The 13,502-nt window shown below is 73.0% G+C and carries 11 protein-coding genes; 4 read left to right on the forward strand and 7 right to left on the reverse strand.

Annotated elements, in window-relative coordinates; genetic code table 11:
• Positions 1-285: 285 nt before the first annotated feature.
• The 3 genes from DQ384_RS11150 to DQ384_RS11160 are packed head-to-tail and all read left to right on the forward strand — an operon-like array spanning position 286 to position 3,103.
• Entirely contained in the window at positions 286-1,248 is a 963-nt protein-coding gene (locus tag DQ384_RS11150; protein WP_245966374.1) for a sulfotransferase family protein, read from the forward strand.
• On the forward strand, positions 1,245-2,291 hold the full coding sequence (locus tag DQ384_RS11155; RefSeq protein ID WP_245966375.1) for a glycosyltransferase family 2 protein: 1,047 nt from the start codon (positions 1,245-1,247) through the stop codon (positions 2,289-2,291). The genes DQ384_RS11150 and DQ384_RS11155 overlap by 4 nt, the downstream gene beginning before the upstream one ends.
• Complete coding sequence (locus DQ384_RS11160; protein WP_114028656.1) at positions 2,291-3,103, forward strand: WecB/TagA/CpsF family glycosyltransferase; 813 nt, start codon at positions 2,291-2,293, stop codon at positions 3,101-3,103. The genes DQ384_RS11155 and DQ384_RS11160 overlap by 1 nt, the downstream gene beginning before the upstream one ends.
• Before the next feature lie 29 nt (positions 3,104-3,132).
• On the opposite strand, the gene DQ384_RS11165 is transcribed toward DQ384_RS11160, so the two are convergent.
• Genes DQ384_RS11165 through DQ384_RS11190 form a run of 6 tightly spaced genes read right to left on the reverse strand, consistent with a single transcriptional unit; the run spans position 3,133 to position 10,701 of the window.
• Complete coding sequence (locus tag DQ384_RS11165; protein WP_245966376.1) at positions 3,133-4,254, reverse strand: sulfotransferase; 1,122 nt, start codon at positions 4,252-4,254, stop codon at positions 3,133-3,135.
• A complete protein-coding gene (locus DQ384_RS11170; RefSeq protein ID WP_245966377.1) occupies positions 4,251-5,894 on the reverse strand; it encodes a lipopolysaccharide biosynthesis protein in 1,644 nt (547 codons plus the stop codon). The genes DQ384_RS11165 and DQ384_RS11170 overlap by 4 nt, the downstream gene beginning before the upstream one ends.
• 32 nt (positions 5,895-5,926) lie before the next feature.
• Positions 5,927-6,784 (reverse strand): sulfotransferase domain-containing protein, encoded by an 858-nt coding sequence (locus DQ384_RS11175; RefSeq protein WP_114028657.1) that lies wholly within the window; start codon positions 6,782-6,784, stop codon positions 5,927-5,929.
• On the reverse strand, positions 6,781-7,941 hold the full coding sequence (locus DQ384_RS41190) for a hypothetical protein (RefSeq protein WP_181871150.1): 1,161 nt from the start codon (positions 7,939-7,941) through the stop codon (positions 6,781-6,783). Before DQ384_RS41190 ends, DQ384_RS11175 begins: the two co-directional genes overlap by 4 nt.
• Positions 7,938-9,434, reverse strand: coding sequence for an O-antigen ligase family protein (locus tag DQ384_RS11185; protein ID WP_181871151.1), 1,497 nt, complete (start codon positions 9,432-9,434; stop codon positions 7,938-7,940). The genes DQ384_RS41190 and DQ384_RS11185 overlap by 4 nt, the downstream gene beginning before the upstream one ends.
• A 7-nt stretch (positions 9,435-9,441) precedes the next feature.
• Positions 9,442-10,701, reverse strand: coding sequence for a YveK family protein (locus tag DQ384_RS11190; RefSeq protein ID WP_181871152.1), 1,260 nt, complete (start codon positions 10,699-10,701; stop codon positions 9,442-9,444).
• 383 nt (positions 10,702-11,084) lie between these two features.
• On the opposite strand from DQ384_RS11190, the gene DQ384_RS11195 reads away from it, so the two are divergent.
• The gene (locus DQ384_RS11195; RefSeq protein WP_245966378.1) at positions 11,085-12,104 is read left to right on the forward strand and encodes a glycoside hydrolase family 26 protein; all 1,020 of its coding nucleotides are present in this window, start codon (positions 11,085-11,087) and stop codon (positions 12,102-12,104) included.
• A 12-nt stretch (positions 12,105-12,116) separates the two neighbouring features.
• Here the strand turns inward: DQ384_RS11195 and cysC are convergent, their stop codons facing one another.
• Positions 12,117-13,376: an adenylyl-sulfate kinase gene (gene cysC, locus DQ384_RS11200; RefSeq protein ID WP_114028659.1), complete on the reverse strand. Its 1,260-nt coding sequence runs from the start codon at positions 13,374-13,376 to the stop codon at positions 12,117-12,119.
• Between the last annotated feature and the right edge of the window lie 126 nt (positions 13,377-13,502).

Below are 13,502 nucleotides of genomic sequence, written 5' to 3' on the forward strand. Positions count from 1 at the left end.
GTGCTTTCTCGACCGTTTAATCCGCCTCATCGCTATTCGCCCGATTTATAGCCTGAAACGCCCACTCGGCGACCTTCTCCTACTCTCCGTGGGGCCGGTGTGCGAGGGCATGATCTGCCCCGATCCCTCCGGAATCCGGACGGGTCGTGGTGGAACACCATCGCGTCGTGCCCGTTAGGTGTGTAGATCCTTTACTGTTTTCGCACCTGGTGATTACTCTCCGCGCTAGCGTCAGCACGTTCCGTGTTGGTGTTTCCTTGGGGGTCCGGGCCGGTGGGTGTTCGAGTGATCTTCATAGGTGGGCTGGGGCGCAGTGGCACCACGCTGCTGGAGCGGCTGCTGGGCGAGGTGCCGGGGGTGGCGCCGCTCGGGGAGGTGGTCCATCTCTGGGAACGCGGTGTCATCGGCAAGGAGCCGTGCGGCTGCGGCGAGCCTTTCACCACGTGTCCCTTCTGGCGCAGGGTCGGCATCCGCGCGTTCGGCGGCTGGTCGACGGGCCTGGCCGATCGCATTCTCACGCTGAGGCGGCGCGTCGACCGCACCAGGCACATCCCCGCCCTCGCGGCCCGCCGGTGCCGGGTCGGGCTCAGCGGTTACACGCGGGCGTACTCGCGGGTGTACGAGGCGGCGGCGCAGGTCGCGGGCGGTCGTGTGGTCGTCGACTCCAGCAAGCACGCCTCCCTCGCGTTCTGCCTGCGTACGTCCCCGGTGGTCGATATGAGCGTGGTCCACGTGGTGCGTGACCCGCGCGCGGTGGCGTACTCCTGGCGCAAGCAGATCACCCGGCCCGAGGACGGCACGCCCATGACGCGCTGGCCGTCGGCGTGGACGGCCGTCCACTGGCTCGTGCAGAACCTCGCGTTCGAGCTGCTGGCCAGGCGCGGCGGCACCGTCATCCGCGTCCGGTACGAGGACCTGCTGGCCGACCCGCCCGCCGTGATGCAGGCCTTGCTCACCCGGCTCGGGCTCGGCGGCGTGGCGGTGACCTTCCTGCGGCAGGGGGTGGCCGAGCTGTCGGTCGCCCACACGTGCGCGGGCAACCCCATGCGCTTCGCGGCCGGGCCGCTGGATCTGTCCAGGGACGACAACTGGTGCGACCGCCAGCCCCGCCTGCACCGCTGGCTCGTGACCGCGCTGACCTGGCCGTTGATGCTCCAGTACGGCTACCGCCCGCGCGACCGCCGCACGCCCGAGGGCGCCGTCGCTCCGTGGCTCACGGCGGGGGTCGCCGCCCAGGAGTGCCGATGAACCCGGCCGAGTTCGCGGTGCCGATGTCCTTGGACTACCGCGGGGCGCCGATGTCGGGGGACCACTGCCGGACGCCAATGTCCTCCGACTACTGCGGGGCGCCGATGCCCTGGGATGAGGGCGGGCCGTCGGCGACCCCGGTCGTCGGGGTGGTCGTTCCGACGCGGGGAGATCGTCCCCAGCAGCTTCGGGCCGCGCTGCACGCCGCGCTCGCGCAGGAGTGCCCGGGAGGTGTGGACGCCGTCGTGGTCGTCGACCGCGGGGACGTCGCGGCGGTGACCGCGCACGTGGCCGAGGTCGCCGCGCGGTGGCCCGGCCGGGTGCGCGTCCTGGCGAACCGGCTGACCCCCGGGCTGCCCGGCGCGCGCAACACCGGCATCGCCGCCCTCGGCACGCCGATGGTCGCCTTCTGCGACGACGATGACGTGTGGCTGCCCGGCAAGCTGAGCGCCCAGCTCGACGCCCTCGCGGCCGACCCGGACGCCGAGTTCGCCGCCTGCGCCATCGAGGTCGAGTACGGCGCCCATCGCGTCACGCGCCTCGCGGGCACCGGGCGCGTCACCGCCGCGCATCTCACCCGGTCCCGCATGATGATGGTCCACTCCTCGACGTTCCTGTTCAGGCGCGGCTCCATCTGGCCGGACGAGAGCGCGCCCGGCGGGCAGAACGAGGACTGGGATCTCGCGCTGCGCGCCGCCGCGCGCCATCCGATCGTCCATGTCGACCGGCCGCTCGTCCGCGTCCGGTGGGGCGGCTCCGCGTACGTCAGCCGCTGGGCCGACCGCATCGCCGGGCTCGAATGGATGCTCGCCCGGCACCGCGGCCTCGCCGCCGACCGGCGCGGCGCCGCGCGGATCTACGGCCAGCTCGCCTTCTGCAACGCGGCACTGGGGCGTCGCCGCGAGGCCGGTCGGTGGGCCCTGCGCGCGTTCGCCGCCCGCTGGGGCGAGCCGCGCGTGCCGATCGCGCTGGCGGTGGCGCTCGGTCTCGTCCCGGCGCGTTCCGTGCTGAGCGCGCTGCACACCCGGGGGCACGGAATCTGATGACTTCTCATGCTTTGATCGGCAGGTCCCGCGTCGTGGTGGCGGGCCTCGCAATGGACGCGCTCACCGAGGACGAGGTGGTGCGCCACGTCGTCGCGGCGGTGCGGCGGGGGGAGGGCGGCCATGTCGTCACCCCCAACGTCGACATCTGCCGCGCCTGCGCCCGGGACCCGGAGGTACGGGCCATCGTGGCGGGGGCCGACCTCGCCGTCCCCGACGGCATGCCGCTGGTATGGGCGTCGAGGCTGCTGGGGACGCCCGTTCCCGCGCGCATCACCGGCGCCGACCTGATCTGGTCGCTGTCGGAGGCCGCCGCGGCCAACGGCCTGTCGATCTACCTGCTGGGCGGGCCGCCCGGAATCCCGTGCAAGGCCGCCGAGGCGCTGCGCGCCCGCTTCCCGGGGCTGCGCGTCGCGGGCGGCGCCGCCCCGCCGTACGGCTTCGAGAAGTCGGCGGAGGGGCTCGCGGCGGTGCGGCAGGCGCTCGTCCACGCCGACCCGGACGTGGTGTTCGTGGGGCTCGGCTTCCCCAAGCAGGACCGGCTGATCGGGGTGCTGCGCGCCGAGCTGCCGGGGGCCTGGTTCGTCGGCTGTGGTGGTGCCATCTCGTTCGCGGCGGGTGTGGTGCGGCGGGCGCCTCGGTGGATGCAGCGGGCGGGGCTGGAGTGGCTGTTCCGCCTGTGCGCCGAGCCTGGCCGCCTCGCACGCCGGTACCTCGTGGACGATCTTCCGTTCGCGTTGGGCCTGCTCGCGATGTGCCTGGTGAAGCGACTGCTCAGACGGTGGCGTAGCTCCCGGCGCGGTGTCCACTGACGTTCGCCGGGGGGCTCCTTTCCCGCTCGCTAGTGGATGGATTCGCGCCACGTCCGGGTCAGTTCGCCGATTCGGGCGGTCTCTTCGGGGGTGAGCCGGTCGCGGTGGCCGGCGAGGGCCCGGCTCGGGTCCATGGGCCGGTACGCGGTGCGGGACAGGCCGTTCCAGGCGAAACCCCGCGCCGGGGCCGCTTTCGTGGCGGTGTGCGCGGTCGGTGCCTGTCGCAGGCTTCCGGGGACGGTACCCGGAGTGTTCGGATCGTTTGAGGTGTCCGATTGGTCTGAGGTGTCCCTGTTCGCGGTTTTCGGGCGGCCGGTGTCGGGTGCGGAGGCCCGTCTGATCGCTCTTTCCGCCCGAGCCGACCAGGTGAGGCCGCACCACGTGTACAGGTCGCGGTAGTGGCCCACCGGGTCGGTCACGAGGTCCTCGTACGGGACGACGCGGACGCCGGGGTGGCGTCCGGACAGGTTCTCGGCGGCGGCCCGGGCGACGCTCCACAGCGCGCAGGTCGTCGCGAGGTGGTCCTCCGAACCTGCCAGAGGACGCAGCGCCCGCGCGTACGGGTGGTCGCGGACCAGCAGCGGTTGCCCGAGCAGCTCGCCCGGGTCCACACGCCAGCCGAGACGCCGCCAGCTCGCCACCAGGGACACCGGGTCGCGGACCATCAGGACCACGCGGCACCCGAGCCGTTCGGCGAACCATCCCGCCGAGAACAGGGCGAACGGGTCGTCCAGCAGGGCCCGGCGGCCGCGGATCCGGCCGAGGGTGAAGGCGGAGGCGTTCTTCGCCAGGCGCGCGAGGTCGCGGGGACGGCGGTTGCGGCGCAGTTCGGCGGCGTAGCGGTAGCGCAGGGCCACGGTGTCGGCGAACGCGCGCAGCCACGGGTCCTCGTCGTCGGGGCAGATGTACTGGAACCTGTGGCGCACGGTCGCGTTCAGCACGCCGGGAGAGCGGCCCGGGGGGCGCTGGGGGTTGAGCGGTTCGTTGACGTACACCGCCTCGCCGCCCGCCGTGAGCATCTTCCCGGCCCAGCTCGTCCCGCTCCTCGGCAGCCCGGTCACCAGAATGGGCGCCCGGCCCACAGGGGCCGACTGCCGCCGACGCGTCCGGTCGGCGGTGGTGCTCGTCCGGTACGCGGGGTCGTCGCTCATGAAGTCGTCTCGGCTTCTCGTGGGACAGGTGTCGTGGCGGAGGTGGGGGGAGTCGAGGTGCTGTGCACGAGCAGAAGGTGCCGTGCGTGCGTGGTGTTCTGGGGACGAGGTGGCGGCCCACCGCGCCACAGGCGGAGAGACGGCATGGTGTGGGGGCCGAAGGGGCGCAGGCCGTAGGCCCGGGAGATCTGGAACAAGGGAAGGAGGTTCTTGGCGAGGACCCCGGCCGACCAGCCGAGTGCGGCGCCGAGCGCTCCGTGCGAGGGGACGAGGACGATGTCCAGGGCGATGGTCACCATGATCGCGGTGAGCATGTTGGCCATGCTGGAGGCGGTGTGCCCGGCGGCGGTCAGGACGACGTCCACCATGCCGCAGGCCGTCGCCACCATCATCGTCACGCCGAGGACGGCCGCCACCATGGCCCCGCCGTCGTAGCCGTCCCCGAACGCCCGCAGCAGCCACGGCGCGAGCAGGGCGTATCCCAGCCAGATCGGCCAGGTGAGTACGACCAGCCAGATCGTGGCCGTCTGGTACAGCCTGCGCGCCACGGGCAGGTCGCCGTCCGCCATGGCGAGGATCAGGCGTGGCTGGGCGGCCTGGGCCAGGCCCTGGTTGACGAGCTGGCCGACCACCTTGAAGCGGGTGGCGGCGGTGTAGACGGCGGCCTCCGCCGGGCCGGCGAGGAGGGCCACGAGGACGACGTCGAGCCGCTGGAACACGGCCTGCACGGCCCCGCCGAACGCGCGGGGACCTGTGTACCGCCAGAACTCGGCGGCGGCGCCGCGGGCCCGGGTGGCGTCGTCCTGGGAGGGCGGTGCGGTGCCGAGGTGGAAGGTGCCGCGGTCCTTGGCGGGAGGGTCGGTGCCATGGAGGGGCGTGACGACGTCATGGAGGCCGGTTGTGCCGGCTTGGAGATCCGGCGTCGATCGCCTTCGGTGCTTGCCCCTGGTTCCTGAGGCGTGCCGTGTCGGGCGGCGTAACCAGAGGGCGGCGAGGAGCAGGACCGGGAGCGCCGGGGCGGACCAGGCGGCCGGGATCGCCCAGGCCCGCCCGGCCGCCGCGCCGGTCATGACCAAGGTCCCGACGAGGAGGAGCTGTGCCGCGGGGTGCAGCATTCCGGTGAGCAGCGTCGTCGGCCGCATCGTCCCGAGGCCGCGCGTCGCCGCGACCAGCAGGTCGGCGCAGACGATGACCGGGAGCGCGAGGGCGAGCGTGCGCAGGATCGTCGCGGTCGTCTCCGGGGAGGGGCCGGTGAGCGCGACGGCTCCAAATGTTCCGGATGGCCTGGGAGGTTCCGTCGGTCCCGATATCAGGGCGGCGAGGGGGTCCGCGCCGAGATACACGAGAACGGACGCGACGAGGGACAGGACCACCACCGGGGTCAGGGCCGGCCGAAGGAATCGGGAAATTTCGCGGTACTGCTCCGCGCGTGTCCGGGCGATGAAGTAGATCAACCCGTTCCCGGCGTCCAGGCGCAGGATCCCGGCGACCATCAGGCACAGCGACGTCGTCGTGAACACCACGCCCGCCGACGCGGCGTCCAGCCCCCGGGCGAGCACGACCATGAGCAGCATCTGCGCCCCGGCACTGACCACCGCTCCGGCCAGCCCCGCGAGACCTCCCTTCGCCAGGGAAGCCACACCGCCGTCCCTTGATGGCGCACGGCCGGGGTCTAGCGGCGCCATGACGGGGTGTCTCCGAGCCAGTCGCGGAGTTTGTGGTCCCACGGGAGGAAGTGGTCGGACAGGGTTCTTCTTAGCGAGTGGGGCATCGTGGTGGGGCGTGGGCGGGCGTTGTGGCGTTCGAAGACGGGGTCGCCCAGGCGCGGCAGTCCCAGGAACTCCAGGACCTGGTCGTACACGGGCTCGGGCGTGGTGAAGAAGCGTCCGCTGTCGATCACGAGGATGCGGCGGCGGCCCATCACGGACTCCAGCCGCGCGAGCTGTTCGGCGTACTGGCCTCGGGTGACGTACGCGTGGTGGCGGTGGGCGGTGCTCCGCGCGTAGGGCTCCGCGCACAGCCGCTCGATCTCCCCTTCCAGCCGCGCCGGCTCCAACTCGACGGCGCGCTCGAACGACGGCTCCGTCTCGAACCCGCGCGCGAGCTCGTGGGCGTGGGCGGAGTACGCCCGCTCGACCGGGTCGCGGACGAGCACGATCATCTTCGCCCCGGGCAGGTCGCGCGCCATGCGGTACGGGGACAGCGGGTGGAACAGGTAGTAGGGAGACGACTCGAAGGCGAGCGGCCGCGTGCCGTACCTGCGCTCCAGCCGGTAGGCGGTGGTTTTGAGGGGGAAATGCGCGCGGTACCAGGAAAGCCCCTTCTCGTATGCGATGTCGAAGTAGTGGACGCCCTTGCGCAGCACCGGTTTCAGGACGAGCGGGTGCTGGGCCAGTGCTCGGTACAGGGAGGTGGTGCCGCAGCGCTGCGCCCCGACGATCAGGAAACACGGCAGGAGCCGTCCGCCCACGGTGAGCCGGCCGGCGGTGTGGGAGACGGCGTGCGCGGAGCGTTTGACCGCGGGGTTCATGTCAGGACCTCCAGGGGGTCGACGAGGGGGGACAGCCACCGTGAGGGCGGGCCGAGGGGGTGGTGGCCGTCCCGTTCGTGACGGTCGGCCAGGGTGATCAGGTAGTGGACGGCCGTCTCGCGGGCCTGGGCCGCCGAGAGGCCGTACGGCGCGAGCGTGGGCAGGGCGTGGGCGAGGCATGCGGCGGCGGCGATATCGGGGGGCATGCGCCGCAACGCACGCTGGAAGAAGTGGTGAAGCGCGTCGAACCCCAGCGGCACCCCGCCGCCGAACCGCTCCCAGTCCCACACGAGCAGCCGCCCGTCCGGGGAAGGCGCGATGTTCCACGGTGAGAAGTCCCCGTGCCAGCAGTGGCCGCCAAGCGGTCCGGGCCGTGTCGTCGCGGTGTCGAGCGGTTCTGGCCCGGCGGTCGCCGTGCCGGGGGGTCCGGGGGAGGGGGGCGTGGTGCCGGAAGGGCCGGACCGGGCGGTGGCGGCGGGGGGCTCTGGGCGGACGGTGATCGTGTCGAGCGGGTCTGAGCAGGCGGCCGGTGTGCCGAGAGAGGGGTGGAGGCCGAGGGTGGCGATCTCTACGACGGCCTGGGTGAACAGGGTGTGGGGGACGCGGCGGAGGCGCCGGATCGGGAGGGGGGAGAGGGCCAGGACCTCCAGGTCGTTCCAGGTGCCGTGGTGAAGGATCGTGGGGACGACCACCGTCTTCAACGGGGTGACCGCCAGCAGGGCGAGGGTCATGGCCTCGTGGCGGACGAGGGCGCGGGCGCGGTCGGTGTCCCCCATCTTGACGAAGGCGAGGCGCTCGCCCGTGGCCGCGCGGACCTCCAGGACGGGCTTGCGGTTCGCGCGCCGGGCCGGGCGTACGTGCAGGGTGATCCCCACGTGCTGCCCGAAGACCTCGCTCAGGTGGCCCTCGATCGTGCCGGAACCGCCGGGCAGGCGGCGGCGTCCGGGCAGCCACCGGGACCGGGGGACGAGGCGCCGCGGCAGGAACCGGCTCGGCGTCAGCGCGTACGCGGTAGTGGGCTCACCGGTGGCGCGGAGGCGGTCCGAGGGGTCGGTGTCTTCGTACGGGCCAGGTGTCCGGGGGACGGCGTTCACGGGCGGGTAGAGCAGGGTGATCACCTCGTCGAGGTAGCTCAGACGGGCGCGGCGGTCCCTCATCGGTTCGCCGCCGGGGCCCGCATGGGGATGGTCGGCCGTGCGGTCATCGGCACCGTCGCCGGCGTGCCGTCCCCGCGGACGGGTCTGCCGTCCCGGGGGATTGGTGTCCCGTTCCCAGGGGCTGGTGTGCCGTCCCAGGGGGCCGGTCTGCCGGGGTCATGGGGGATCGCCGGTGGCGGCGGCCGGTGGCCGTTGCGCCAGAGGAGGGCGTAGGAGATCAGGTAGAGGCCGAGGGCCGTGACCAGGCCGTCGTAGATGAACATGTAGAGCAGCACGAGGATCATGACCAGCGTCCCCGCCTGCCCGATCGGTGTGCGGTCGTGCCGGAAGCGGCGGATGGCGCCCGCGAAGAACCCGATGTACAGCGCCGCGCCCGTGAAGCCCTGCGTGATCAGCAGCAGCCACAGTTGCCCGTCGCTGCCGAGCGGCGGGTGCCCGCACTCGGCGCACCAGTCGGTCTTGCCGGTGGTGATGGTCTGGTAGCTGCCGAACGCGTTGCGCGTGTTGCCGTACCCGATGAACGGCGAGTGGGTGGCCGCCTCCAGCGTGGTGGTGACGGTGAACGCGCGGATGCGGTTGCTGTGCGGTTTGTCCAGGCGCTGGGCGACGATGTCGGTCAGCGGCCCGGCGGCCAGCACGAGCGCCCCGCAGGCGAGGCCCGCGCCGACGAGGAACCCCCGGCGCGGGCGCACGCGCACCAGCACGTACGCCGCCGAGACGGCGAGCCCCGCCCACAGCCCCCGGTTGAGCGAGTACACGATCGGGATCGCCGACAGCGCGACGACCGCCACGCACACCGCCCGCCGCGCGGGCCCGCCCCACGTCCACCAGCCCACCACGAACCAGATCAGCAGCACCGACAGGTTGCCGCCCCAGGCGTTGGCCCACTCGAACGGGGCCTCGGGACGCGGCGCCGCGTGCCCGAGTACGTGCTGGATCTGCGCCGCCGTGGGGTGGATCAGATTGCGCACGTAGGAGTTGCCGCTGATCCAGGACGGCAGGATCGACTCGACGGGCGAGGTGAACTCCAGGCGCGGCGCGAAGACGCCGAGCAGCCCGCCCGCCACGGTGGTGAGGAAGAGCACGCCGAGCATGCCCACCAGCGCCCGCTGGGGCAGCTCGCGCTCGGTGAGGTTGCCCAGGTAGAGCACCATGATCATCAGGGCGAGGTACAGCGCGAGCCGCATGGTGTACCCGAGGACGCGGCCGGTGCCGAGCTCCCCGTACGTGCCGGGGGGCGTCTCGTCGAGCATCACGGCGCTCACCAGGTATCCGGCGATGAGCAGCATCCACAGCCCCATGCCCTTGGGGACGGTGATCGGACGGCGCCGCCAGAGGACGACGGCCATCGGGCAGGCGACGACGATGATCGACAGCCCGCCGAACCCGAGCGCCCACCAGACGGGGTAGCCGACGAGGAACGCCGCGATGGGCCAGGCGGCGGGCGAGGGCATCCGGACGGGGCCCGTGCGCCGGGGGGGAGGCGGTGTCACGCCGGGCTCACGAGGCCCGGGCGGGGGAGTCGGGCGGGTTGCGGCGGCCGAGCCCGGGACGGGTGTCGCCGGGCGCGGCGGTGGCCGACAGCAGGATCACCCCGAGCGGCGAGATCTCGGTGCGCCGTAACTGGCGGACGGCCTGCGCGAGCTGCTTGGAGCGGGCCGCGCGGCTCTCGACGACGAGCAGGGCGGCGTCCGCGTGGGCGGCGTGGTCGGTGCGCACCCAGATGGGGGCGAGGCCGGTGAGCGCGAGGCGCAGGTCGTCGGCGATGGGCTCGGGGTCCACGCCGGGGGTCACGCCGCGTACGAGCAGCTCGCCGCCGTCGCGCAGGTGCCGCGCGACGGCCACGGCCAGCTCGCGCAGCTCACGGGCGTTCCCGGCCTTGGCGAGGACGGGCAGGCCGGTGAGCCGTTCGATGTCGGCGGCCGTCCTCAGCCGGGTGTCGAGGCGGTCGCGCAGCATGGCGGCCCCGGTGCCGGCGAGCAGGCCGAGGAACAGCCCGCTGCCGAGGTAGAGCGGCGGGCGCGGCTGGGTGGGGGAGGCGGGCGGGCGGGCGTCGCTGATGACGTTGCCGGGGGTGACGGCGACGGTCTTGAGCGCGTCGTACTTGAGCGTGAGGGCGTAGACCTGCCTGCTCAGGACGTTCTGCCGCTGGGCGGCGATGGTGCGCGCGGCCGAGCCGGGCGTCGTGCGGGGCAGCCCGGCGACGGTGGCGGCGAGCGCGGAGTCGACCTGGCGGAGCTTGCCGGCCAGGGCCTTGAGCTGGGCGTCGATGGCGTGCTTGGCCGTCGACTCCCGGTTGGCGAGGTAGCCCTTGGCGAACGCCTGCGCCCCGGCGGCGGCGTTGACCGGGTCCCCGGCCGTGTACGAGACCTCCAGCACCGCCGAGTTCGGCGGGACGGTGACGGTGACGCGCTCGCGGAGCGTCTCGGGGTCGCCGGCCTTGAGCGTGCGCGCGGCCCGCGCGGCGACGACGGCGGACCGGGCGATCTGCGCCTCGGTGTCGAGGTTGAGCGGCTCGCGCTGGCGCTGGGTGGTCTGGTTGGTCTGGTCCTGCACGCCGGTCGGGGAGACGAGGATCTCGGCGGTGGCGGTGTAGGACGCGGGGGACAGCGCGAGCGCGAGGCCGCCGAGGCACAGGCCGGCGAGCAGGAACCCGGCGAGCGTGACGCGTCGCCGCAGCAGCATCGCCCGGAAGTCGGCGAACTCGCGCCCGGTCGCCGGGCCGGGGACGCCATGGACTGAGGACGCCGGGTGACTCATGGAAGCGGCAGGCCTCTCGGTGCGGGGCTGTTCATACGTGTTCGGTGGCATTGGGCGTTTTTCGCGGGTTTCGGAGGCCGGGGAAAAGTGCCGCCCGTCCGGGAACAGATCCAGAGCACTATAGGCACAACCCAAGATTTCTCGGATCGCATACGAGCGTTTTCGTGGACGGCGGCCGGGCGTACAGACCCCGATATCGGGATATGTCGCTCCGGGCGATGGCGCAGCTCAGAGGAGAGGGGCGAGTTTCCGGCCGATCGGTCGCCTTTAGTGGGAAGGTGAATACCGGCCTTCTAAGGAAACGATTAAAGGGAGGTTTGGTCGTCTTGCGTAGAGTGGCGGGAATATGGTTTTTCGGCATCGGGCTCGCCGCCGGATGCGGCTTGATCGTCTACGCCGTGGCGTCGGTGAAACCATCGGAGCGGACCGTCGCGAGTGACCGGCTCCCCGGCACCGAGATGCCCGCCCCGACCGGCGCCCCCGGCTGCGTCGCCACGGCCAAGCTGATCCCGAGCTGCGGCGCGTGGTGGGGCGTCGCGCCCGACGTCTTCAGCGGCAGGCCGCCCACCGAGGCCATCGCCGCCGCCGAGCAGCGCATGGGACGCAGGGCCGACATCGTCCACGTGTACCACCGGGGCTGGGACCCGTTCCCCACTCCCGAGGAGCTCCGCCTCGCCAGGAAACGGCTGCTGCTGATCAACTGGAAGCCCTCTGTGCGGCGCACCTGGGCCGAGATCGCCTCCGGGGCGATCGACGACCGCATCGACCGCATCGCCGCGACGATCCGGCACAGGCTTCCCCGCCGCTTCTTCCTGACCATCCACCACGAGCCCGAGAACGACGTACGCGAGCAGCCCGGGTCGGGCATGACCGCCGAGGACTACGCCGCGATGTACCGCCACGTCGTGCTGCGCCTGCGCGACCAGGGCGTGCGCAACGCCGTCACGGTCATGACCTACATGGGCGCGCCCAACTGGGCCGCCAAGCCGTGGTTCGAGCGGCTCTACCCCGGTGACGACGTGGTCGACTGGATCGGCCTGGACCCCTACGCCGACCACCGCGTGAACGACTTCGCCAACCTCGTCGACAAGAGGCGGGACGACCACGCCGACTGGCCCGGCTTCTACCGCTGGACGCAGCAGCGCTTCCCCGGCAAACCGATCATGATGGCCGAGTGGGGCGCGTTCGAGCGGCATGGCGACCCGGGGTTCAAGGTGTCGTTCTTCAACTCGGTCCGCCGGCAGATCCGCGGGTACCCGCAGATCAAGGCCCTGGTGTACTTCGACTCGCCGATCGCGCCGCGGGGGGACACCCGCTTCGACTCCACCGTCGCCGCCGGGCGCGCCTTCGCCGAGCTGGCCCGAGCCCCCTACTTCAGCTCGACTCCGGTCCCGGACCACTGACCCCCCGGGAGGTCAGCGCACCCAGCCGCCGGAGGTGAGCAGGCCCAGCACCGAGTCCACGGCGCGGTCGACGGACATGCCGGTGGTGTCGAGCGTCAGGTCGGCGTCGTCGGGCTCCTCGTAGGGGTCCGAGATGCCGGTGAACGCCGGGATGATGCCCGCCCGCGCCTTGGCGTACAGCCCCTTGCGGTCGCGCCGCTCGCACTCGGCGAGCGGCGTGGCCACGTGGACCAGGACGAAGTCCGCGCCGACCGCCTCCACCATGTGGCGCACCTCGTCGCGGGTCGCCGCGTACGGGGCGATCGGCGCGCAGATGGCCAGGCCGCCGTGCCGGGCGACCTCGGAGGCGACGAAGCCGATCCTGCGGATGTTGAGGTCGCGGTCCTCCTTGGAGAAGGTCAGCCCCGCCGACAGCAGCCGCCGCACGACGTCGCCGTCCAGGTAGGTGACCGTACGGCCGCCGCGTTCGAGCAGGGCGTCGTGCAGGCCCCGGGCGATCGTGGACTTGCCCGACCCCGACAGGCCCGTGAAGAGGACGACGACGCCGCGCCGGTGCGGGGGGCCGGGCAGCGTGACGGGCTCGGGGCCGGCCATGTGCTCGTGGGCGCCGAACGCGGCGGCGACGTGCTCGCGCAGCTCCAGGTCGATCTCGGGCTCGCGCGGCGCGAGGGGGACGACGGCGACGGCGGTGCCCTTCGGCAGGGCGTCGCGGGCCTTCAGCGCCGCCCGCACCACGGCCGGGCCGCCCTCGCCGAAGGCCAGCGGCAGCAGCAGGATCGCCGCGTCCAGCTCTCGGGCCGTCGCGGTGATCTCGCCCAGGTCGTCCAGCGGGCCGCGCATCGTCACGGCCAGCACGGGACGCTCGCCCAGCTCGGCGCGGACCTCGGCCGGGGAGCGGCGCAGGCGGGCGAAGGGGCCGTGCTCGGGCGCGCCCAGCGAGGTGACGGGACCCGCCACGAGGCCGTCGGCGGTGCGCTCGGTCACCTTCACCACGGCGACGGCGGCGCCCTCGGGGTCGCGCAGCGTGAGTTCCTGGCCGGCCGAGACAGGGTGGCCGGGCGGCACGGTGAGCGTGACCGCGTCGGGCCAGGGGGTGCCGTCGGCGAGCCGCCCGTTCTCGACGACCGACGCGAGGTCGGCCGAGCCGAGGAAGCCGGTCAGCGGGGCGAAGGCCCCGGACAGCAGCAACTCCAGGTCGGCGAGCTCGTGGGCGTCCGGCACCCACTCCAGGACCGGTTCGGCGTCGGCCGTCGTCTGCTCCGCGTTTGCCACAGGGGTCAGGATATTGGCGTGTCGCCCCCGTCACGGCCACGGGGCGCGAGGTACGGCGCGGGCGCCCGGGACGTGGCCGGAGGTACGGCGCGGGCGCTCGGGGACATGGACCGCGATACGGCGCGG

Source organism: Sphaerisporangium album (genome assembly GCF_003323745.1).
Taxonomy (GTDB): domain Bacteria; phylum Actinomycetota; class Actinomycetes; order Streptosporangiales; family Streptosporangiaceae; genus Sphaerisporangium; species Sphaerisporangium album.